The 19,095-nt window shown below is 67.2% G+C and carries 19 protein-coding genes and 2 tRNA genes; 8 read left to right on the top strand and 13 right to left on the bottom strand.

The window, feature by feature from the left end:
• Positions 1-130 precede the first annotated feature (130 nt).
• From AC1DHY_RS05755 to AC1DHY_RS05730, 6 genes are all read right to left on the bottom strand, one after another.
• Positions 131-748, bottom strand: coding sequence for a mycothiol-dependent nitroreductase Rv2466c family protein (locus AC1DHY_RS05755; RefSeq protein ID WP_476879695.1), 618 nt, complete (start codon positions 746-748; stop codon positions 131-133).
• 134 nt (positions 749-882) lie between these two features.
• Positions 883-2,163, bottom strand: a complete 1,281-nt coding sequence (gene clpX / locus AC1DHY_RS05750; protein ID WP_476879694.1) for an ATP-dependent Clp protease ATP-binding subunit ClpX — start codon at positions 2,161-2,163, stop codon at positions 883-885.
• A gap of 220 nt (positions 2,164-2,383) precedes the next feature.
• Entirely contained in the window at positions 2,384-3,043 is a 660-nt protein-coding gene (locus tag AC1DHY_RS05745; RefSeq protein WP_476879923.1) for an ATP-dependent Clp protease proteolytic subunit, read from the bottom strand.
• A gap of 38 nt (positions 3,044-3,081) precedes the next feature.
• A complete protein-coding gene (locus AC1DHY_RS05740) occupies positions 3,082-3,693 on the bottom strand; it encodes an ATP-dependent Clp protease proteolytic subunit (protein WP_476903476.1) in 612 nt (203 codons plus the stop codon).
• A gap of 246 nt (positions 3,694-3,939) precedes the next feature.
• The gene (tig, locus tag AC1DHY_RS05735; RefSeq protein WP_476903300.1) at positions 3,940-5,334 is read right to left on the bottom strand and encodes a trigger factor; all 1,395 of its coding nucleotides are present in this window, start codon (positions 5,332-5,334) and stop codon (positions 3,940-3,942) included.
• Positions 5,335-5,401: 67 nt separating this feature from the next.
• Positions 5,402-5,476 (bottom strand) — tRNA-Pro (locus tag AC1DHY_RS05730).
• A 131-nt stretch (positions 5,477-5,607) separates the two neighbouring features.
• Here AC1DHY_RS05730 and AC1DHY_RS05725 point away from each other — a divergent pair.
• Positions 5,608-5,678, top strand: a tRNA-Gly gene (locus tag AC1DHY_RS05725).
• A gap of 60 nt (positions 5,679-5,738) precedes the next feature.
• Here AC1DHY_RS05725 and AC1DHY_RS05720 read toward each other — a convergent pair.
• From AC1DHY_RS05720 to AC1DHY_RS05710, 3 genes are all read right to left on the bottom strand, one after another.
• Positions 5,739-6,686: an Fpg/Nei family DNA glycosylase gene (locus tag AC1DHY_RS05720; RefSeq protein ID WP_476879925.1), complete on the bottom strand. Its 948-nt coding sequence runs from the start codon at positions 6,684-6,686 to the stop codon at positions 5,739-5,741.
• On the bottom strand, positions 6,686-7,180 hold the full coding sequence (locus tag AC1DHY_RS05715) for a ribose-5-phosphate isomerase (RefSeq protein ID WP_476903299.1): 495 nt from the start codon (positions 7,178-7,180) through the stop codon (positions 6,686-6,688). The genes AC1DHY_RS05720 and AC1DHY_RS05715 overlap by 1 nt, the downstream gene beginning before the upstream one ends.
• 66 nt (positions 7,181-7,246) lie before the next feature.
• Positions 7,247-8,254: a hypothetical protein gene (locus tag AC1DHY_RS05710; protein WP_476903298.1), complete on the bottom strand. Its 1,008-nt coding sequence runs from the start codon at positions 8,252-8,254 to the stop codon at positions 7,247-7,249.
• Positions 8,255-8,390: 136 nt separating this feature from the next.
• Here AC1DHY_RS05710 and pepN point away from each other — a divergent pair, with 136 nt between their 5' ends.
• Together pepN and AC1DHY_RS05700 are read left to right on the top strand one after the other, a co-directional pair.
• On the top strand, positions 8,391-10,943 hold the full coding sequence (gene pepN / locus AC1DHY_RS05705) for an aminopeptidase N (RefSeq protein ID WP_476903297.1): 2,553 nt from the start codon (positions 8,391-8,393) through the stop codon (positions 10,941-10,943).
• A 104-nt stretch (positions 10,944-11,047) separates the two neighbouring features.
• Complete coding sequence (locus tag AC1DHY_RS05700) at positions 11,048-11,545, top strand: OsmC family protein (protein WP_476880601.1); 498 nt, start codon at positions 11,048-11,050, stop codon at positions 11,543-11,545.
• On the opposite strand, the gene AC1DHY_RS05695 is transcribed toward AC1DHY_RS05700, so the two are convergent.
• A complete protein-coding gene (locus tag AC1DHY_RS05695) occupies positions 11,533-12,540 on the bottom strand; it encodes an NAD-dependent epimerase/dehydratase family protein (protein WP_476903296.1) in 1,008 nt (335 codons plus the stop codon). The genes AC1DHY_RS05700 and AC1DHY_RS05695 overlap by 13 nt on opposite strands.
• 88 nt (positions 12,541-12,628) lie before the next feature.
• On the opposite strand from AC1DHY_RS05695, the gene AC1DHY_RS05690 reads away from it, so the two are divergent.
• From AC1DHY_RS05690 to AC1DHY_RS05675, 4 genes are all read left to right on the top strand, one after another.
• Entirely contained in the window at positions 12,629-13,312 is a 684-nt protein-coding gene (locus tag AC1DHY_RS05690) for a mechanosensitive ion channel family protein (protein WP_476880686.1), read from the top strand.
• Position 13,313: 1 nt separating this feature from the next.
• Positions 13,314-13,772 (top strand): globin, encoded by a 459-nt coding sequence (locus tag AC1DHY_RS05685; RefSeq protein WP_476880685.1) that lies wholly within the window; start codon positions 13,314-13,316, stop codon positions 13,770-13,772.
• A 134-nt stretch (positions 13,773-13,906) separates the two neighbouring features.
• Positions 13,907-14,350 carry a GNAT family N-acetyltransferase gene (locus AC1DHY_RS05680; RefSeq protein ID WP_476903295.1) on the top strand — a complete coding sequence of 148 codons (444 nt, stop codon included), beginning with the start codon at positions 13,907-13,909 and terminating at the stop codon, positions 14,348-14,350.
• 41 nt (positions 14,351-14,391) lie between these two features.
• Positions 14,392-15,039 (top strand): CG0192-related protein, encoded by a 648-nt coding sequence (locus tag AC1DHY_RS05675; RefSeq protein WP_476878748.1) that lies wholly within the window; start codon positions 14,392-14,394, stop codon positions 15,037-15,039.
• Positions 15,040-15,054: 15 nt separating this feature from the next.
• Here the strand turns inward: AC1DHY_RS05675 and AC1DHY_RS05670 are convergent, their stop codons facing one another.
• On the bottom strand, positions 15,055-15,714 hold the full coding sequence (locus tag AC1DHY_RS05670; protein WP_476903294.1) for a DUF8185 domain-containing protein: 660 nt from the start codon (positions 15,712-15,714) through the stop codon (positions 15,055-15,057).
• A gap of 63 nt (positions 15,715-15,777) precedes the next feature.
• Between AC1DHY_RS05670 and AC1DHY_RS05665 the strand changes: the two genes are divergently transcribed.
• Positions 15,778-16,758, top strand: a complete 981-nt coding sequence (locus tag AC1DHY_RS05665; protein WP_476878750.1) for an acyl-CoA thioesterase — start codon at positions 15,778-15,780, stop codon at positions 16,756-16,758.
• A gap of 99 nt (positions 16,759-16,857) precedes the next feature.
• Here AC1DHY_RS05665 and ettA read toward each other — a convergent pair whose 3' ends face one another.
• Together ettA and AC1DHY_RS05655 are read right to left on the bottom strand one after the other, a co-directional pair.
• Positions 16,858-18,540, bottom strand: coding sequence for an energy-dependent translational throttle protein EttA (gene ettA, locus AC1DHY_RS05660; protein WP_476878751.1), 1,683 nt, complete (start codon positions 18,538-18,540; stop codon positions 16,858-16,860).
• An 86-nt stretch (positions 18,541-18,626) separates the two neighbouring features.
• Positions 18,627-18,887, bottom strand: a complete 261-nt coding sequence (locus AC1DHY_RS05655) for a DUF6993 domain-containing protein (protein ID WP_476903475.1) — start codon at positions 18,885-18,887, stop codon at positions 18,627-18,629.
• Between the last annotated feature and the right edge of the window lie 208 nt (positions 18,888-19,095).

The raw sequence follows: 19,095 nt of genomic DNA, 5'->3' as shown, positions 1-19,095 counted from the left end.
TCTTTCGAGGTGGGTAAGTTCTATTGTTCTCCCGCCCTTTCGGATGCACAAGAGCCCCGGAGGAACTACATGGCAGTAGTTCTTCCGGGGCCCTGGAGCGGCCGGACGGGACGCCCGGCCGCGCGGCGGCCTAGTCGAAAACGGGGCTCTCGGTGCGGCTGCGCTTGAGCTCGAAGAAGGACGGGAAGGACGCGAGGGTCACCGTGGCGTCCCACAGCTTGCCGGCTTCTTCACCGCGCGGGATGCGGGTCAGGACGGGCCCGAAGAACGCCGTGCCGTTGACCGCCACCACCGGGGTTCCGACGTCCTGGCCCACCAGCGAGATGCCGGCCTCGTGGCTGGAGCGGAGCTGGCCGTCGAACTCGTCGCTCTGTCCGGCGGCGGCAAGTTCAGCCGGCAGGCCGGTCTCGGCGAGGGACTTGGCGATCACCTCGGCGAAGTCCTTGTTGCCTTCGTTGTGGATCTTGGTGCCCATGGCGTCGTAGAGCGGCTTGATGTATTCGGCGCCGAGCTTCTCGGCGGCGGCGATGATGACCCGTACCGGCGCCCGGGCCTTGGCCATCATTTCCTTGTACTCGGCGGGCAGCTCGTCGCGGCCCTCGTTCAGGACGGCGAGGCTCATCACGTGCCACTCGGTCTTGATGTCGCGGACTTCTTCCACTTCACCGATCCAGCGCGAGGTGACCCAGGCGAAGGGGCACAGGGGGTCAAACCAGAAGTCTGCTTTGTTCGCAATCGTTTCAGGCACGGAAACTCTCCTTGGGATGTGTGGGCGGTTTGCACCGCATCCGGCTGCTGGTCCGGACGGCAGGGCGCATCAGCTATGCACAGCGGATTGACGGGCGGATTTATTCCGGGCCGCCCTTGCGGGCTACCGAGGCGTCAGGCGGATTTACGCCGCTTCACGTCGTGGGCGATCATGGTGGGCTCGGCTTTCTTGGCCACCACGTCTTCGGTGATGACCACGCTGGCGACGTCGTCGCGGCTCGGCAGGTCGAACATCACCGGCAACAGGACTTCCTCCATGATGGCCCGGAGCCCGCGGGCACCGGTGCCGCGTTCCAGGGCCTGGTCCGCGATCATGTCCAGGGCCTCGTCCTCGAACACCAGCTCGACGCCGTCGAGCTGGAACATCTTCTGGTACTGCTTGACCAAAGCGTTCTTGGGTGTGGACAGGATCTGGATCAGCGCCGGCCGGTCCAGGTTCGAGACCGTGGTGATGACGGGGAGGCGGCCGATGAATTCGGGGATCAGGCCGAACTTCAACAGGTCCTCCGGCATGACCTCGCCGTAGGAGTCCGTGGTGTTCTTGACCTCGTTCAGCGGGGCGCCGAACCCGATGCCCTTGCGGCCCGAGCGGGATCCGATGATCTCCTCGAGGCCGGCAAAGGCGCCGGCCACGATGAAGAGAACGTTGGTGGTGTCGATCTGGATGAATTCCTGGTGCGGGTGCTTGCGTCCGCCCTGCGGCGGGACCGAGGCAACCGTGCCTTCGAGGATCTTCAGGAGCGCCTGCTGCACACCTTCGCCGGAGACATCGCGGGTGATGGAGGGGTTCTCGCTCTTGCGGGAAATCTTGTCGATCTCGTCGATGTAGATGATGCCCTGCTCGGCCTTCTTGACGTCGTAGTCAGCGGCCTGGATGAGCTTGAGCAGGATGTTCTCGACGTCTTCGCCCACATAGCCGGCCTCGGTGAGCGCGGTGGCGTCGGCGACGGCGAAGGGGACGTTGAGGCGGCGGGCGAGGGTCTGCGCCAGGTACGTTTTGCCGCAGCCCGTGGGGCCGATCAGCAGGATATTGGACTTGGCGATCTCGACGTCATCATGGTGGCCGCCCTCGGCCAGCGCACCGCTCTTCGGCGCGTGGCCGGCCTGGATGCGCTTGTAGTGGTTGTAGACCGCGACGGCGAGTGAGCGCTTGGCGGGCTCCTGGCCGATCACGTATTCCTGCAGGAAGTCGAAGATTTCGCGGGGCTTGGGCAGTTCGAAACTGCCCAGGTCAGCTACTTCGGCGAGTTCTTCTTCAATGATCTCGTTGCAGAGTTCAATGCATTCGTCGCAGATGTAGACGCCGGGCCCGGCAATGAGCTTGCGGACCTGCTTTTGGCTCTTTCCGCAGAAAGAACACTTCAGCAGATCGGTGCTCTCGCCAATCCGAGCCATATGTGAACCCCTTAGTATCTTGCTGCCGGCTGGGTTGTGCTCCAGTGCAGCGCTGCACTCCGTTAGTGGAGTCGCGGCCGCCCCACGCGGGACGCGGCCGTGACTTCTTCCACTCTAGGTCACTTTCGGCCTGATGGGTGGAAAGAAGACGCCGGTGCGGCCCATTTCTCCTGAGCTGCACCGGCGCCGTGTGGCAGTCGTTTACCGGACCGCCGTGGTGTTACTTCGTGAGCGCCTGCGGCTTGATCTTGCGGGAGTCAAGCACCTGGTCGATCAGCCCGTAGCTCATGGCCTCGGCGGCCGTGAGGATCTTGTCACGCTCGATGTCGTTGTTGACCTGCTCCGAGGTGCGGCCGGAGTGCTTGGCCAGGGTGTCCTCCAGCCAGGAGCGCATCCGCATGACCTCGGCGGCCTGGATCTCCAGGTCGGAGGCCTGTCCGCCCTGTCCGCCGGAGAGGGCGGGCTGGTGGATCAGGACACGGGCGTTCGGCAGGGCCAGGCGCTTGCCCGGGGTACCGGCGGCCAGGAGCACGGCGGCGGCACTGGCTGCCTGGCCCAGGCAGACCGTCTGGATCTCCGGGCGGATGTACTGCATGGTGTCGTAGATGGCCGTCATGGCCGTGAAGGAACCGCCCGGGGAGTTGATGTACAGCGTGATGTCGCGGTCCGGGTCCGTGGACTCGAGAACCAGCAGCTGCGCCATGATGTCATCCGCGGAGGCGTCGTCGACCTGGACACCCAGGAAGATGATGCGGTCCTCGAACAGCTTGGTGTAAGGATCCTGGCGCTTGAAGCCGTAGGGGGTCCGCTCTTCAAACTGCGGCAGCACGTAGCGGCTGGTCGGCAGGTTGCCGGCAGTCGATCCGAAGTTGTAGTTCATGTTCGTTGCTCCTGAAGTCGGTTCTGGCTGCGTGCCGGTTAGTTTTCGGTTTCGGCGTCGGCGTTGGTTCCGCCGCCGCCGGCCACGGACCCGGCGTGCGCCGCGATCTTGTCGAAGAAGCCGTATTCCAGGGCTTCGGGCGCCGTGAACCACTTGTCGCGGTCGTTGTCCTTGAGGATGGTCTCCACGGTCTGGCCGGTCTGCTCGGCGGTCAGCTCGGCCATGACCTTCTTCATGTGCAGGATCAGCTCGGCCTGGATCTTGATGTCGGAGGCGGTGCCGCCGATCCCGCCGGAGGGCTGGTGCATCAGGATGCGGGCATTCGGGGTGGCGTAGCGCTTGCCCTTCGTGCCGGAGGAGAGCAGGAACTGGCCCATCGAGGCGGCCAGGCCGGTGGCGACGGTGACGACGTCGTTCGGGATGAACTGCATCGTGTCGTAGATGGCCATACCGGCGGTGACGGAGCCGCCCGGCGAGTTGATGTAGAGGTAGATGTCCTTCTCGGGGTTCTCTGCCGAGAGCAACAGCAGCTGCGAGCAGATCGCGTTGGCGTTCTCGTCGCGGACCTCGGAGCCGAGCCAGATGATGCGCTCTTTCAGCAGGCGGTTGTAAATGTAGTTATCCTGGGCGGCCGGATCGACGGTAGCCATCCGGGGTGCCCCTGCTTGCTGTGACATGTGTACTTACCTCTCGCTGGCGACGGTGACACCACTGGACGGCATCACTGAACTTTCCTACATGGACACTAACGGTTTTCGGACCCGCTTTGTGCTCCGGCGCAGGGCTGTTCGCTGACGGCGCACGATTGCCCGGAGGGGTTCATTGCAGGCTTAAAAAGCCGCACCCCCGGATCGATGATCCGGGGGTGCGGGCAGATACTGCGGGAACTATTGGTGCTAGAACTTCACGGCCGCGGGGTCGTCGTTCTTCGGTGCTTCCGCTGCCGCGGCGTCGTCGGCGGACTCGTCGGCGCTCTCGGCTTCGAAGGAGGCCTCTTCGCCGCCGGGGCGGACGAAGTCGCTGAGGTCGATCTTGTTGCCCTCAGTGTCCGTGACCTCGGCCTGGCCCAGGACCACGGCGAGTGCCTTGCGGCGACGAACCTCGGAAACCATCATCGGAACCTGGCCGCTCTGATCGATGATCTGCGCGAACTGGTTCGGGTCCATGCCGTACTGGCTGGCCGTGGTGACGATGTAGTCGATCAGCTCGTTCTGGGTGACGTTGACGTCTTCCTTGTCAGCGATGGCGTCGAGGATGATCTCGTTCTGGAAGGCACGCTCGGTGTTGGCCTTGACCTCGGCGCGGTGCTCTTCGGTGTCGTGATCGCCTTCACCGTGGGAGTTCTCGGCGCTGAAGTGCTGCTCGAGCTGCTCTTCGACGACGGAGTCCGGAACCGGGATCTCGACGAGCTCGACGAGCTTGTCCAGGACCTTGTCGCGGGCCTCGACGCCCTGCTCGACCGTCTTGGAGTCGGCGGCCTGCTTGGCGAGGTCCTCGCGGAGTTCGGCCAGCGTGTCGAATTCGGAAGCCAGCTGGGCGAAGTCGTCATTGGCCTCGGGGAGCTCGCGCTCCTTGACGGCCTTGACGGCAACCTTGACCTGGGCCGATTCGCCGGCGTGGTCGCCGCCCACGAGGGTCGTGTCGAAGATGGCGTCCTCGTCGGCGCTGAGGCCGGTGACGGCCTCGTCGAGGCCTTCGAGCATGGTGCCGGCGCCAACCTGGTAGGAGAGGCCGGAAGCGGAGTCAACCTCGGCCCCGTCGATCGAGGCGTTGATGTCGATCGTCAGGAAGTCGCCGTCGGCGGCGGGACGGTCCACGGACTTGAGCGTGCCGAAGCGGCCGCGCAGCTCATCGAGGGCCTTGTCGACGTCGGAGTCGGACGACTCGGCGGCAGCGACCTCAACCTTGATACCGGAGTAATCCGGGAGTTCGATCTCCGGGCGGATGTCCACCTCGGCGTGGAACTTCAGTTCGCCGTCGGTTGCGGACGGGTCGGGAACCTCGGTGATCTCAACCTCGGGACGGCTCAGCGGGCGGATGCCGGTTTCCTGGACAGCGGCCTGGTACCAGCCGTTGAGGCCTTCGTTGATGGCCGTCTCGAGGACGTAGCCGCGGCCAACGCGCTGGTCAATGAGCTTGGAGGGGACTTTGCCCTTGCGGAACCCGGGAACCTGGATCTGCGAAGCTACAGTCTTGTATGCCTCTGCGATGCTGGGCTTCAATTCCTCAAAGGGGACCTCAACATTGAGCTTGACCCGCGTGGGGGTGAGGTTCTCGACAGCGCTCTTCACAGTCTAAGTACTCCTGGTGTGGGGGGATGGGGTTCTGCAACGCCACGGTGCGGCAGTTGCTGCAGAGTCGGGGTGACAGGATTTGAACCTGCGACTTCCTGCTCCCAAAGCAGGCGCTCTAGCCAAGCTGAGCTACACCCCGTAAGTGCACAGAACAGTCTACGGTCATACTGTGCTGATTTGCACATTTGACACTGGGGGCCTGAATTGGGTTTAGTTGTATCCGGCTTCAACAGCCGCCCGGAAGTTTTGCCGAAGTTCCAGCAAATTCCCGGGGACGTAGCTTAATGGTAAAGCCTCAGTCTTCCAAACTGATTACGCGGGTTCGATTCCCGTCGTCCCCTCCGATATATGACGAAAAAGCCCCTCCCGCCGGAGGGGCTTTTTCATGCTTCCCGGTGCGTTCAGGCCGACTGGCAGGCCGGGCACCAGTAGAGCTTCCGGGCGCCGTGTTCGGTCAGCGCCACGGCTGTTCCGCAGTCCCGGCACTCCTGGCCGTGCCGGCGGTAGACGAAGTGCGCGTCCTCGGGGTCCGGCAGGGTGCGGGTGCCGGCTCCGTTCCCGTCTGCGCCGACGACGACGGGGGTTCCTCCGGCGCTCGTCGATGTCCAGTAGCGCGGCGGCGTGGTGATGATCCGGCCGTCGCGGACGCCGTCGGACATCACGGCAACGGTGTCGTCCCACAGTTGCGCGGCCGCTTCGGCCGGCAGCGCGTTGCCGGGCCGCCAGGGGTCCAACCGTTGCCGGAACAGCAGTTCGGCGCGGTAAACGTTTCCTACGCCGGCGATGAATTTCTGGTCCATCAGCAGAGTGGCCAGCGGAGTGCGGCTCCTGGCCAGGCGCGCAACGAATGCCTCCCGGTCCCCCGGAAGGTTCCGCAGCGGATCCGGACCCAGCCGGGCCAGCACGGCGTCTACCTCGGCCTCGGTCAGGGTTTCACACGTGGTCGCTCCGCGCAGGTCCGCCCAGCCGTGGGCTCCCACCAGCCGCACCCGGACGGCGGCCACCGGGGCGGGAGGTCCGGCATAGGCGGGCTCGGCGCCGCCGTCGCTGTAAGTTTCCCGCTCCCCCACCTTTCGCGGCGCCCCGATGCTGGACGCACCGCGGAACCCGTCGTCCCCGCCGAAGTTCCAGGCCCCGTACAGGCCCAGATGGACGTGCAGGACCATCCCGTGGTCAAAGCCGAGGAAGAGATGCTTCCCGTGCGCAACGGAACTGGTCAGGACGTGCCCGTCCAACTGCGCGGCGCCCTGGCTGAAGCGTCCCTGCGGGCTCGACACAGCGAGCCGCTCCCCCGCGAACACATCGCCAAACTGGCGTGCGAGGCGGTGGACCGAGTGCCCCTCGGGCACTAGGCGACAACCTCGCCGGTGGTCTCGTAGATGGCGATCTTGCCGATCCGGCGGACGTGCCGCTCGTCGTGGCTGAACGGTTCGGCCAGGAACGCCTCGATGATGCCCGTGGCTTCCTCGACGCTGTGCTGGCGGCCGCCGACGGCCACTACGTTGGCGTCGTTGTGTTCGCGGGCCAGCTTCGCGGTGGACAGGTTCCAGGCCAGGGCGGCCCGGACGCCTTTGACCTTGTTCGCCGCGATCTGCTCGCCGTTGCCGGAGCCGCCCAGGACGATGCCCAGGGCGCGGGTGCCGGCTTCCTGGTCGGCGACCACCGCGCGGGCAGCGTTGATGCAGAAGGACGGGTAGTCATCCAGCGCGTCATAGACCTTCGGGCCGTGGTCCACGACGTCGTAGCCCAGGGCGCTGAGGTGGCCCACCAGGTGGGCGCTGAGCTCCATGCCGGCGTGGTCGGTAGCGATGTGAACGCGCGGGAAGTCCGGTGCAGTGGTCACGGCAGATCCGTTCTGTGGGGCGCCGGCGGTCTCGTGGCGCTGCTGATCAGGGCTACTCCAAGCCTACTAGGGCCGGGAGGCCGGCGCCCCGCCGTTGCGGCGTGCCCGGGCCGCCACCCGGGTCAGCGTCCGCGCCATGTTTTCGGCGGTCGTGGCGCTTCCGCCGCTCACCGCCAGGCGCCGGCCATCGGCCCGGTCGACGACGACGGCGGGGCCGCTGCTGACCAGCATCGCCGACGTCGTGCCGTGGCTGCGGTAGCCCCAACCGCCATAGTCGGCGGCCCTGACCTCCTTCGGCGTCGCCGAATCGATGGCGGCGGCGGGAACATCCATGACCCGGACGAAGCCGGCAGCGAAAACCCGCAGCCCGCTACGGTCAACCCTGATGCGGGCAAACAGGAACACGGCGGCCAGCAGGGCGACGGCCACCAGGAGGGCAGCCAGCCATGGCACCGCGACGGTAAGCAGGGCCGCGGGAAACAGCGTGGCGATCCCGAGCATCACAAACACCGAGCTGCGCGCGTGGACCCACAGGCTCACCGAGTCCCCGGCCAGCTCGGGGTCGAGCTCGTGCTGCAGCGCCGCCCGCACCGCCCGTTCGTCATCCGTGGACCAGCGCTCGTCCGCTTTGAACACAAAGCCCATGACCACCCCGAGCCCCAGGGCCGCCCCGCTGCCCATGGCCAGGACAACGACGTCGACGCGGGACTCCCGGGCGTTCGCCAGTCCCAGCTGGCCCACCAGGACGGCGGCAAGGACGGTGGTGACGAAGAGGCTCACGGCCAGCCCCGCTCCCATCATGAACCTGCGCATCAGCGCCGGGCGGGACAGCGGCGCCGCCTGCAGCAGAACCGCCCAGCCCACCAGCACGATCATGCCGGCGCCGGTACCCACCACGGCGCCAAAGGGCGCGAAGTCCGCCGCTCCGGCGTCGGTCCACCGGACCGCGAGGGGCTCGGGAAGGTCCGGGCGGATCAGGAAAGCGCACACCACAAAGGCCGCTGCCAGCATCAGCGGGAAGCCGACGGCGAACCGCAGGGCCCGGGCGTCGACGGAATCCTGGATCTTTCCCATACAGCCAACGCTACCCCTGCCGGGGCCGCCCGGTGAGGACTCGCTGTGACGGGCGCAACTTGCCAACCGACCTCATCGTGAAAGAATAATTTCACAGTATCGTTCCCACCACTCCTGGAGGCACCCTTTGCCCGGTATGAACCTCACGCGCGCCGAAGCCCGCGAGCGCGCCGAACTGATCGCCGTCGAGTCCTACGAGGTCAGCCTGGACCTGACCCGCGGCGAGAAGGTCTTCGGATCCACCACCGCCGTCACATTCACGGCGAAGCCGGGGTCCTCGACCTTCATCGACGCCGTTACCCACACGGTCCACAGCGTCACCCTGAACGGCCGTGAGCTGGATCCCGCTGAGGTCTCCGACGGCATCCGCATCCAACTCCCCGACCTGGAGGCCAGCAACGAACTCCTGGTGGTCGCCGATGCGCCGTACATGAACACCGGCGAAGGACTGCACCGGTTCGTGGACCCGGTGGATAACGAGGTCTACCTATACACCCAGTTCGAGGTTCCCGATTCCCGCCGTATGTTCGCCGTCTTCGAACAGCCCGACCTGAAGGCCAGCTTCACGTTCACCGTCACCGCCCCCTCGCATTGGGACGTTGTCTCCAACTCCCCCACGCCCGAGCCGGTGGAAACCCTCCCCGGCGAGGACGGCGGGGCCCGCTCAGTCTGGGAGTTTGCGCCCACCCCGCGGCTCTCCTCCTACGTCACCGCCCTGATCGCCGGCCCGTACCAGTCGGTCCGCAGCGAGGTGAAGTCCGCAGACGGCAAGGTCACGCCGCTGGGCGTCTTCGCCCGCAAGTCCCTGATGCAGTACCTGGACGCGGACAACATTTTCGACCTCACCCGCCAGGGCTTCGAGTTCTTCGAGGCGCAGTTCGGCTGCCCGTACCCGTTCGAGAAGTACGATCAGCTCTTTGTGCCCGAATTCAACGCCGGGGCCATGGAGAACGCCGGCGCCGTCACCATCCTCGAAGGCTACGTCTTCCGCAGCAAGGTCACCGATGCCCAGGTGGAGCGCCGCGCCATCACCGTGCTACACGAACTGGCACACATGTGGTTCGGCGACCTCGTGACGATGCGCTGGTGGAACGACCTGTGGCTCAACGAGTCCTTCGCGGAGTACATGTCCCACCTGGCCGCCGTCGAGAACACGAAGTTCGACCACGCCTGGACCACGTTCGCCTCGGTGGAGAAGTCCTGGGCCTACCGCCAGGACCAGCTGCCCACAACGCACCCGATCTTCGCCGAGATCAACGACCTCCAGGACGTCGAGGTGAACTTCGACGGCATCACCTACGCCAAGGGCGCCTCCGTGCTGCGGCAGCTGGTGGCCTGGGTTGGTCCGGAGGAATTCATGGCCGGCGTCCGGGAGTACTTCCGCAAGCATTCCTGGCAGAACACCGAACTCAGCGACCTGATGGTCGAGCTCGAGAAGGCCAGCGGCCGCGACCTGGACCAGTGGGGACGGCTCTGGCTGGAGACGGCGGGCGTCAACACGCTGAAGCCGGAACTCTCGGTCGCTGAGGACGGCACCATTTCCTCCTTCGCCATCCTGCAGTCCGCCACCGACGCCCAGCCGACCATACGTCCGCACCGTCTCGCCGTCGGCTTCTACAACCTCGACGGCGCCGGAAAACTGGAGCGGGTGCACCGCGAAGAGCTCGACGTCGACGGCGAACGCACCGACGTTCCCGCCCTGGCGGGCCTCACGCAGCCGGACCTGATCCTGCTCAACGACGACGACCTCGCCTACGCCAAGGTCCGGCTGGACCCGAAGTCGCTCGCCACCGCCACGGCCCACCTGAAGGATTTCAGCCAGAGCCTCCCCCGCACCCTCGTGTGGGGTTCGGCCTGGGACGCGGCGCGCGACGGCGAGACCCCGGCCCGCGGCTACGTGGACCTGATCCTGGCCAACATTGCTGAGGAGTCCGACTCCTCCGTGATCCTGGTCCAGCTCCGGCAGCTCGCCACCACCCTGAACTTCTACGTGGCCGGCGAGCACAAGGAGGCCACGGCCACCGCCGCCGCCGACCGGCTCTGGGAGCTCGCGTCCCGCGTCCCGGGTGGCTCCGACGCCCAGCTGCAGTTCATCAAGTCCTACGCACTGCTGGCCCGCAGCGCATCCCAGCTGGACACCGTCGCCGGCCTGCTCGACGGCTCACAGGACCTGCCGGGCCTGGCCGTGGACCAGGACCTGCGGTGGGAACTGCTCACCTCCCTGGTGGTGGGCGGCCGCGCCGGACAGGAGCAGATCGACGTCGAACTGGCCCACGACAACACCGCCACCGGCCAGAACGCGGCGGCCCTGGCGAAGGCCGCCATCCCCACCGCCGAGGCCAAGGCCGCGGCGTGGAACTCGATTGTGGTCACCGGCGAGCTGTCCAATGCCCTGCAGGGCTCGGCGGTGGCCGGCTTCACCCGGGTGCTGGACACCTCCCTGCTGGAGCCCTACGCCGGCAAGTACTTCGAGGCCGTGCCGGGCATCGTCAAGGACCGCACCCACGCGCTGGCCCAGCAGATCGTCGTCGGGCTCTACCCGGCGCAGCTGACCACGCAGGAAACGGTGGACCGCACGGACCAGTTCCTCGCGGCCCTGCCGGAGGACAGCGCCGCGCTCCGCCGGATGATGCTGGAAAACCGCGACGGCGTGGCCCGCGCCCTGCGCGCACGCGCCGCGGACGTCTAGCCCCAGCCCCTGCCCAGCCGGCCCGTACGTGCTGCCGTTCAGACGGCTCACAGCCCTACGTACGACGGGCCGGCTGGGCACCATGGCGCCACTAGACTGGCGCCATGAGCCTTGATGAGCACCGCTATGCCCTGACGGTCCGCTGGACCGGGAACCTGGGCACCGGAACGTCCTCGTACCGTGCCTACTCCCGCGACCACGACGTCGAGATCCCCGGACTGCCGGTCCTGAAGGGCTCCGCGGACCCCACGTTCCACGGCGACCGGGAGCGGTACAACCCGGAACAGCTCCTGCTGGCCGCCCTGTCACAGTGCCACATGCTGTCCTTCCTCCACGTCGCCGTAAAGCACGGGGTGACCGTGACGGGGTACGAGGACCAGGCCGAGGGCCTGATGCGGACCAACCGGGACGGCAGCGGCCAGTTCGAATCCGTGACGCTCAAACCCCGGGTCACCACGGCAGCACCGGTCAGCGACGAACTCTTCGCAGAACTGCACCATGCGGCTAACGCCGTGTGCTTCATCGCCCGCAGCGTCAACTTCCCGGTCCGGCATGAGGCGTCCGCGAGCGTGGACCCCGCCCCGGCGGCTCAGGCGGACTGACTCGCGGTCTGGAGCTCACGCAGCAGCCGGCGCTCAGTGTCCGGGGCGATCCCGGCCTTGCGCTCCCGGTCGAGTCCGCGACGGCGCTCATCGTCCAGTGTGTCCCGCAGCGTCTCCGCCCAGGGCCGCAGGCGGAGCCCGGCAGCCTTGGCCGCTGCATTGCTGCGGGTCGCGAAACCGTCGTGGCCGGGCGGGAGCCAGAGCGGGAGGGACTCCGGGCCGGCCCAGAAGTTCACCCCGCGCCCGGTGAGCCACTCCGGCGGGGCGGCCACCACCTCCGTGCTTCCCCCGGACAGCTGCCGCGATTCTTCAAGGTAGCCGGCAAAGGGCACCGGGTCACCCACGGCATTCAGGGCACCGGTGACGCGGGTTTCGGCCGCCAGGAGCAGCCAGGCGGCCAGGTCCCGGACGTCGATCACTTGGGTGGCGTCGGCCGGAATATCGGGGGCCAGCACCGGTCCGGCGTCCCGGGCAAAACGCGCCGGCCAGTAGCCATACCGGTCCGAGCCGTCGCCCGGACCGCCGATCAGCCCGGGCCGGCACAGGTGTGCCCGGCCCCCGGCGAGTTCCGCCGTCGACTGTTCTATGGCCGATTTGGCCTCACCGTAGTACTCCAGGGTCGGCTCCGTGCCTGCCGGCAGCGGCGCCAGGACATCGGCGTCCTCGGCCGCGCCCGGGACCGAGTGGTCCGCGTAAACGGAGCAGCTTGAGACGAAGGTCCAGTGCCGGGCTTGGCCGGCGAGCGCGTCAAGGGCCTCACGCGCAATCACCGGGTCCCTGGCGACATCGACGACGGCGTCCCACTCTCCCCTGCCGGCCGCTTCGGCGTACGCGGACGGGCCCAGCGAACGGTCCGCCCGGAACCAGGCCGCGCCCTCCGGCGGGGCCGCGCGGGTCCCCCTGGCCAGGCAGGCGACGTGCTGCCCGGCCGCGACGGCCTGCCGGACGAGTTCGGCTGAGAGGAAGGCTGTGCCGCCGAGGACCAGGATGCGCATGCGCCCACGCTACGGCGCTAATGTTGAAACTGCACAGAGTGTTATGCGACCGGCGAACGCCGGCGCACCGAAGGAGCAGACCCCGCCGATGTACCGCCTGACCACTGCCGCGTCAACTGCCGCGACGACTGCCCAGCCCATCGCGCCGCCGGACATCTCCGCCGTCAACCTGCCCGGCGTCCTGATCAGCATCGGCGTGGGCATTGCCGTGTGGCTGGTGGCGTCGTTCGTCATCGCAGGGATCACCAAGCGCGTCGCCGCCGGCACCACCTTCTTCAAGAAGCCCCATTTCCGCTGGGTGGCCCCGGCGCTGCGTGCCCTCGACCACCAGCGGCGCGAGCAGCGGGCCAAGACCATCGGGTCCCTGCTGAACAGCGTGGGCAGCGTGCTGGTGGTGGTGATCACGGTGATGTACGTCCTGCAGAACCTCAACGTGAACATCGCCCCGTTGCTGACCAGCGTCGGCATCCTCGGCGTCGCGATCGGCTTCGGTGCCCAGCAGCTGATCCGCGACTTCCTGGCCGGCATCTTCATCACCATCGAGGACCAGTACGGCATCGGCGACGTCATCGAGACCTCCGAGGTGGTGGGCACCGTGGAGTCGATGGGGCTGCGCATCACCCGCGTCCGGGCCGAGGACGGCACCGTCTGGTACCTGCGCAACGGTGAAATCCTGCGGGTGGGCAACCGCTCGCAGGGAAGCTACGTCTCGCCCGACACCACACCGGCCGACGACGCCGGATCCGCACCCCAGCAACAGGCCGGAGAATAATATGACGATCCCCACCGGCGGCGAACCGCGCCAGCCCAGGATGCTCATGCAGAACGACCCCTTCAGCCAACCCGGCTACACCGACAACTTCTACGACGCCGTGGGCGGCCACGACACGTTTGTGAAGCTGATCGATGTGTTCTACGACGGCGTCGCGACGGATCCGCTGCTCCGGCCGATGTACCCGGAAGAGGACCTCGGGCCGGCGAAGCGGCGCTTCCTCATGTTCCTTGAGCAGTATTGGGGCGGCCCCACGACGTATGGCGAGGAGCGCGGCCACCCGCGGCTCCGGATGCGGCACCAGCCGTTCCGGGTCACGCCGGAGGCCAAGGAGGCCTGGCTGCGGCACATGCGGACCGCCGTCGACGCCCTTGACCTGCCGCCGCTCTATGAAGGAACGCTGTGGGACTACATGGAACGCGCGGCGCTGTCCATGGTCAACAGCCCGTCCGGAGCCTGAGGAATATGTGGAAAGACCCCGGAGGCACTTGGGGGAATGCCTCCGGGGTCTTTCTGCCCTAATAATACCCAGCCGGGTATGCGCACGGCAAGCGGTTTTCGCGCGAGAGGCCCGGCGCTGGCTAGGCTGGGCTGATGCTACTGATCAGGGAAGACCGTCCGGATGACTTGGCCCGCCTGGCCGCGCTGAGGAGCGTGTGGGCTGCCGAACAGGACCCGGGGCGACCGGACGATCCCGAGTTCGCTGCCGTCTACCGTGATTGGGCGGACGCCAACCCGCGAAAGTTCTTTGTGGCCGAGCTCGATGGCGAGTTGATCGGCATGCTCAACCTCCTGGTTTTCGAACGGATGCCCAAACCCGGCAAGGAACCATCCTGCTGGGTCTACCTCGGCAACGTCTACGTGCTGCCGGCCCACCGGAACGCAGGGATCGGGGCCGGGCTGGTGCAGGCGGCGATCGGATTCGCCCGCGGGATCAACGCGGTACGGATGGTCCTTTCGCCGTCGTCCGACTCCCGGCGCTTCTACGCCCGGCTGGGCTTCCGGCCCGCGGAGGAACTGAACATCCTCAAGTTCTGATCCCCGCACCATCCGGGGACGGCCCGGCTAGGCTGAGCCGTATGGCAATCATTCATCAAGCTGAACTGCATCCGACCAAGATGGAACTCCTCGAAACCTGGTTGCCCGGGCAGCCCTGGTTCCGGGGTGCCGAGACCGCGGACCCGGGCAAACTGGGCGCGTTCCGGTTCGACGACCCGGCCGGCGAAGTGGGAATGGAGACGATCCTGGTCGAGGCTGGCACTTCCGTTTACCAAGTGCCCCTGACCTACCGCGGTGCGCCCCTCGCCGGCACTGAGCCGTTCCTGGTCGGGACCATGGAACATTCGGTCCTTGGTCCCCGGTGGGTGTACGACGCCTGCGGAGACCCCATCTATGCGGCAGCCCTGGCCTCGGCCCTCCTGGCCGGCACACCGCAGGCCGGCCAGTTCCTCGACGTCGGCGGCAAATTCGAGCCGTTGCCCGAATCCGTTTCCGTGCAGAGCACCGGGCCGGAACGCCCGACGATTCCGAGCGGGCGGCCACCAATCGACGGGCCGGTCGAGGCCAGCAACACCGCAGACGGGACACTTATCCGCGCAGGCGGGTTGCAGATGCTCCTTGTGCGGCGGCTCGATCAGCAGGACAGCGCTGCGGCCGGACCCTCGCTGACCGCCAGCTGGGCGGGCCAGACGGCACCGGTCACCCTGGCACGCCTCACCAGTCCCTGACGCGGGGAGTGGCGGCTAGAGCCCGGAACCTGCCCGGACCAGAACGTGTCCGCGGGGGCTGCTGAGCCGGAACCAGCGCCCGGAGCGGTAGAGGCTTTGCTCGCCGTCGGCAAGGAACCCGAGGGTCAGTGCGGCGAACGCCGCCCCGGCGGGAAGGCCGCCGCCCTCGGGCAACGGCCGCCCCCAGACGGTGGCGCGGGCATTGTTGACAATCAGGGCACCGGGTTTGTCCGGAATGATCGCGGCGATCTCGGAGATACCGGCCTGCGCGGCCTGCCGCAGGGTTTCGTCCGGCAGGCTTCCGAGCTGCTCCCAGCCTGCGCGGGGAGCGCCGACGCCGGCCCAGGACTCCGCAACCGTCATGGGCGGGACGGGGAGTTCGACGTCGTCGGCGCCGGCGCGCGCCAGCCGGTCCAGCACGGCGGAAAGCGGAACGGTCGCGTCGAGCTCCGCCGGCACCGCCAGCGCCATGGTCCGGAGCCCAAGGATGGTCGGGGTCGCCTCCCCCAGCAGCCGGGGACGGAGCACACACACGTACGCGGCGAGGACCGGGCCGGCGGCGTTCAGCCGGATGGCGCCGTCGTCCACGCTGCGGGCGCGGGTCGCGAAGGTGCGGAGGTCGGCGAGGTCGCGGGGATCGGTGAAAAGCAGGGACTGGGTGAGGACGTCAGACACATTCCCGACTCTACCGGTTGTGCCTCTTTTGAGCCGTGCCGCGGTGCCGTCTAAAGTCAAACCATGACTGAAGCCGAAGCCGGATTGCAGGCACTTCCCACTGAGGACCCCACCTCCTCGCTCATCCAACTGCTGAACCTCGGCGAGCTGGAGGGCGCGCGGACGGACGAGGACATCTTCATGGGTCCCTCCCAGAAGCAGCCCCGGCAGCGGGTTTTCGGAGGCCAGGTGCTGGCCCAGTCCCTAATTGCCGGCAGCCGCACCGTTCCCGACGGCCGCGGCGTCCACTCCATGCACGGCTACTTCCTGCGTCCGGGCGATGCCAACAAGCCCATCACCTTTGGTGTCCAGCGGCTGCGCGACGGCCGCTCCTTCTCCGCCCGCCGGGTGCACGCCTACCAGGAGGGCATGCCCATCCTGTCGATGATTGCCTCGTTCCAGGACGAGGACGAGGGCATTGAGCACCAGTCCCAGATGCCCGCGGGGATTCCGGATCCGGAGTCGCTGCCGAGCACTGCGGACCTGCTGGGCAAGTTCGACCACCCGGTGGCCCGCCACTGGGCCTACGAGCGGCCCTTCGACATCCGCCACGTTGACCCCGCCCTGTATGTCTCGGCCACTGGTCCGAAGGAAGCCCGGAACGCCGTCTGGATGCGCACTTTCGGTCCTATGCCGGACGATCCGGAGATGCACCGCGCCGCTTTGGCCTATGCGAGCGACTACACGCTGCTGGAGTCCGTCCTCCGCCGGCACGGGATGAGCTGGATTACCCCGGGAATGTCCGTCGCGAGCCTGGACCACGCCATGTGGTGGCACCGGCCCGTCCGGGTGGACGAGTGGCTGCTCTACGTCCAGGAGTCCCCCAGCGCCCAGGGTGCCCGCGGGCTGGCAACGGGCAAGATCTTCAGCCGCGACGGCAGGCACGTCGCCACGGTGGCCCAGGAGGGCATGATCCGGGTCCCGACGGACATCAAGGCCAAGGTCAAGGGCGCCGTCCAGGCGAAGGTCCTCGAACACCAGATGCGCAAGGCCGACCGCGGCTGACACCAGCAGATACTGAAGGCCGCCGACGGCGTCGGGCCGCGGCGGTTCAGGCACGCAAAAGGCCGGCTCCCAGTGGGGGCCGGCCTTTTGCGTGGGGTCCTAGTCGCGGGTCAGGCGGCGGTGCGTCACCCGGTGCGGCTTGGCCGCGTCCGGGCCGAGGCGTTCGACCTTGTTCTCCTCGTAGGATTCGAAGTTGCCCTCGAACCAGTACCACTTGGAGGGGTTCTCCTCGTCACCTTCGTAAGCGAGGATGTGGGTGGCCACCCGGTCCAGGAACCAGCGGTCGTGCGAAACGACGACGGCGCAGCCCGGGAATTCGAGCAGGGCGTTCTCGAGGCTGCTGAGGGTCTCGACGTCGAGGTCGTTAGTCGGTTCGTCGAGGAGCAGCAGGTTTCCGCCCTGCTTGAGGGTCAGCGCCAGGTTCAGGCGGTTGCGCTCACCACCGGAGAGCACCCCGGCCTTCTTCTGCTGGTCCGGTCCCTTGAAGCCGAACGCGGCCACGTAGGCGCGCGAAGGCATCTCGACCTGGCCCACCTGGATGAAGTCCAGGCCGTCGGAGACGACCTCCCAGAGGGTCTTGTTCGGGTCGATGCCGCCGCGGCTCTGGTCCGCGTAGGAGATCTTGACGGAGTCGCCGATCTTCAGTTCGCCGCCGTCGAGGGGTTCGAGCCCGACGATGGTCTTGAAGAGCGTGGTCTTACCCACACCGTTCGGGCCGATGACGCCAACGATGCCGTTGCGCGGCAGCGTGAAGGACAGACCGTCGATCAGGGTCCGGTCCTCGAAGCCCTTCTGGAGGTTCTTGGCCTCCAGCACCACACCGCCAAGACGCGGTCCCGGCGGGATCTGGATTTCTTCGAAGTCGAGCTTGCGGGTCCGGTCCGCTTCCGCGGCCATTTCCTCGTAGCGGGCCAGACGGGCCTTGGACTTGGTCTGGCGGCCCTTGGCGTTCGAGCGCACCCACTCAAGTTCTTCGGAGAGACGCTTGGCCTGCTTGGCGTCCTTCTTGCCCTGGACTTCCAAACGGGCGCGCTTCTTCTCCAGGTACGTGGAGTAGTTGCCTTCATACGGGTACAGGTGGCCGCGGTCTACCTCGGCGATCCATTCGGCCACGTGGTCAAGGAAGTACCGGTCGTGGGTGACTGCCAGGACGGCGCCCGGGTAGGAGGAGAGGTGCTGCTCGAGCCACAGGACACTCTCGGCGTCGAGGTGGTTGGTGGGCTCGTCGAGCAGCAGGAGGTCCGGCTTCTGGAGCAGGAGCTTGCAGAGGGCGACTCGGCGGCGCTCACCGCCGGAGAGCAGCGTGACGTCGGCATCGGCCGGCGGGCAGCGCAGGGCGTCCATGGCCTGCTCGAGCTGGGAATCGAGGTCCCAGGCGTCGGCGGCGTCAATGGCCTCCTGAAGCTGGCCCATTTCCTCAAGGAGCGCGTCGTAATCGGCGTCCGGGTTGGCCATTTCCTCGGAGATCTCGTTGAAGCGCTGGATCTTGCCGTAGATCTCGCCAACGCCTTCCTGGACGTTGCCCAGGACGGTCTTCTCCTCGTTCAGCGGCGGCTCCTGGAGCAGGATGCCGACGGTGTAGCCGGCGCTCAGGCGCGCCTCGCCGTTGGAGGGAGTGTCCAGACCGGCCATGATCTTGAGAATGGTGGACTTACCGGCACCATTCGGGCCAACAACACCAATCTTGGCCCCCGGGAAGAAGGACATGCTCACGTCGTCGAGGATAAGTTTTTCGCCAACGGCCTTACGGGCCTTGGTCATTGTGTAGATAAATTCCGCCATGGCTACAAATCTAATGGCTCCGGGCGGATAACTCACATTTCGTCCCTGTCATCGGGGCACCGGCCTGCCGGCCGCAGGAAGCGGCCCTAGACCGGCGAACCCGCGAAGCACCGGCCATCGGCGAGGACCGGGAGTACCGCCACAGTTACCCCGCCATTTCGAAGCTGCGCAACAATGCACTCCCGCCCCCGCCGGACCGCCGCTTCCACGGCGTCGGCGTCGAGTCCGGTGGGAGTACGGCTCGCCGTCACCTCGAGGTCGCCGGCCGGGAAACCGGCCCCGGTGAGGGCAGCCCGTATTTGCTCTGTTTGGGGTCTGCTGTTTCCGGACGCCAGCTGCGCCAGCACCGTCTGGACTCGCGCCGCGGCCGCGGTCACAGCGGGGCCTGGGGTTGTGGACGATGACGGGGTTGGGGACGACGGCCCTGGCTGCGACGGGACTTGGGCCGCGGGCGCAGTGCCGGCTGGTTCCCCGGCCCCGGAGCCGCCTATGGCCGGCGAGCAACCCGGGACCGCAGCGAGCAACAGCAGGCACGCCCCAAACGCAGGGAGGAGC

The organism is Arthrobacter sp. 05L44 (genome assembly GCF_056397605.1).
This window is presented reverse-complemented; position numbering and strand designations above follow the sequence as displayed.